The organism is Pedobacter sp. 01T416_2, from assembly GCF_056398925.1.
The window spans coordinates 1-2,141 of record NZ_JBFTQI010000920.1 but is presented as its reverse complement, the minus strand read 5'-3'; the positions used below and the strand labels follow the sequence as shown (position 1 = coordinate 2,141).

The 2,141-nt window shown below is 40.3% G+C and carries 2 protein-coding genes and 1 pseudogene; all 3 read left to right on the top strand.

Annotation, left to right across the window (positions count from 1 at the left end; all coding sequences use genetic code 11):
* Positions 1-467, top strand: a pseudogene (locus AC1DPQ_RS25835) (dihydrolipoyl dehydrogenase); the annotation flags it as partial.
* A 182-nt stretch (positions 468-649) separates the two neighbouring features.
* Positions 650-1,489, top strand: coding sequence for an MBL fold metallo-hydrolase (locus AC1DPQ_RS25830; protein ID WP_477585286.1), 840 nt, complete (start codon positions 650-652; stop codon positions 1,487-1,489).
* Entirely contained in the window at positions 1,490-2,053 is a 564-nt protein-coding gene (locus tag AC1DPQ_RS25825) for an N-acetyltransferase family protein (protein WP_477585287.1), read from the top strand. It begins immediately after the preceding gene.
* The last annotated feature ends 88 nt before the right edge of the window (positions 2,054-2,141 follow it).

Genomic DNA, 2,141 nt, shown 5'->3' with positions numbered 1-2,141 from the left:
ATGTAGTAGGCGGTCAGGCACTTGCCCACGTGGCTTCTGCAGAAGGCATTATCTGTGTAGAAAAAATTGCTGGTCAGCATGCCGAGCCATTAGATTACAATAACATCCCGGGATGTACCTATTGCACACCAGAAATTGCTTCAGTAGGTTATACTGAAAAAGCAGCAAAAGCAGCAGGTTACGAATTAAAGATTGGTAAATTTCCATTCTCGGCATCAGGTAAAGCAAGCGCTGCCGGTGCTAAAGATGGTTTTGTAAAACTAATTTTCGATGCTAAATACGGAGAATTATTAGGTGCACACATGATCGGTGCCAACGTTACCGAAATGATTGCCGAAATCGTAGTTGCCCGTAAATTAGAAACTACTGGTCACGAAATGATTAAATCTGTTCACCCTCACCCTACCATGAGCGAAGCCATTATGGAAGCTGCAGCTGATGCATACGGAGAAGTGATACACTTATAAGGTAGAAGGTTTAAAGGCGGAAGGCATAAGGTGCCGCATCGATAAGCAAAACCAATATCATTTACAAAAACCCTTTAGTTAAAGCTGAAGGGTTTTTGTATTTTTAGCCAATTCCAGTCTTGATACTTGATACTAATTACTCGATACTAACTACTTGATACTAATTACTTGATACTACAAAAATGAAACTCCACACCATAAACACAGGCTTATTTAAATTAGATGGTGGCGCCATGTTCGGCGTTGTACCCAAGGCCATCTGGCAAAAAACAAACCCTGCTGATGCGAATAACCTTTGCACATGGGCCATGCGTTGCCTCTTAATTGAAGAAAGTAATCAATTGATTTTAGTGGATACCGGGATTGGAAACAAACAGGACGAAAAGTTTTTCAGTCATTATTACCTGCATGGGGATGACTCGATGGAAAAATCGCTGGCGCAATTGGGTTTCAGTACGACCGACATTACTGATGTTTTCCTCACACACCTTCATTTTGATCATGTTGGTGGGGCAATAGTAAGAGAAAACGAGAAACTGACACCAGCCTTTAAAAATGCACATTATTGGAGTAATGAAAAACATTGGCAATGGGCAGTAGCGCCAAATGCAAGGGAAAAAGCTTCTTTCTTAAAGGAAAACATCCTGCCGATCAAGGAAAGCGGACAACTTAAATTTATTGATGAAATAGAAAATATCGAATGGCAAAAAAATATCAACATCAGTTTTGCCTATGGCCATACCGATGCCATGATGTTGCCTAAAATCAGTTACAAAGGCAGAACCATTGTGTATATGGCCGATCTCTTACCTTCTGTAGGCCACCTTCCCCTGCCCTATGTAATGGCTTATGATATGTTTCCGTTAAAAACGTTGACTGAGAAACAAGCCTTTTTAGAAGAAGCCGTTAACAACAACTATATCTTATATCTGGAGCACGATCCAGTTAACGAATGCTGTACTTTACAAAGAACAGAAAAAGGAATCCGTGTGGCAGAAACTTTTAACCTGAGCGACATTTAAATGATCAGACCAGCCAAGCCTACAGATGCAGAAGAAGTTGTACCACTGATTATTCAGGCAATGGGCAAGCTGGCGAAGAAATTAACCAATGTAGAAGATGATGAAATCATTAATCGGATCTTTAAACATTTCTTCCAGCAAGAGAACAATCAATACAGTTACGAAAACACCTTGGTTTATGAAGATGGGGGCAAAATTCTAGGATCTTTAAATGCCTATGATGGCGAAAAACTCCTAAAGCTTCGTCAGCCATTTTTAGCGTACCTGGCTAAGCATTACCAGGCCAATAGCACCGATCAAGGCACCGAAACCCAAAGCGCGGAATTTTACCTCGATACCATTAGTGTTAATCCAAATGCTCAGGGAAAGGGAATAGGAAAACAGCTCATTAAAGCAGGAATTGATTGGGCTGAACAACTTGGCCACCACAACATCGGCTTATTGGTAGAGCAAAACAACGATCGGGCATTAAAGCTGTACCAAAATATGGGTTTTGCTATTCAAAATGAAAAGCAATTTATGGGCGGACTATACCATCATATGGTCTTTAAGATCAATTATTAGCGAATAGCTTATACATGAATAACCTATATAAATCGGCTTGACATATTTGCCTAATGACGCCTTATATTCCCTTACATTGCTTATATGG

Coding starts and splice junctions, on each gene's coding strand:
- AC1DPQ_RS25825 (WP_477585287.1), top strand. CDS start 1,490: ATGATCAGACCAGCCAAGCCTACAGATGCAGAAGAAGTTGTACCACTG.
- AC1DPQ_RS25830 (WP_477585286.1), top strand. CDS start 650: ATGAAACTCCACACCATAAACACAGGCTTATTTAAATTAGATGGTGGC.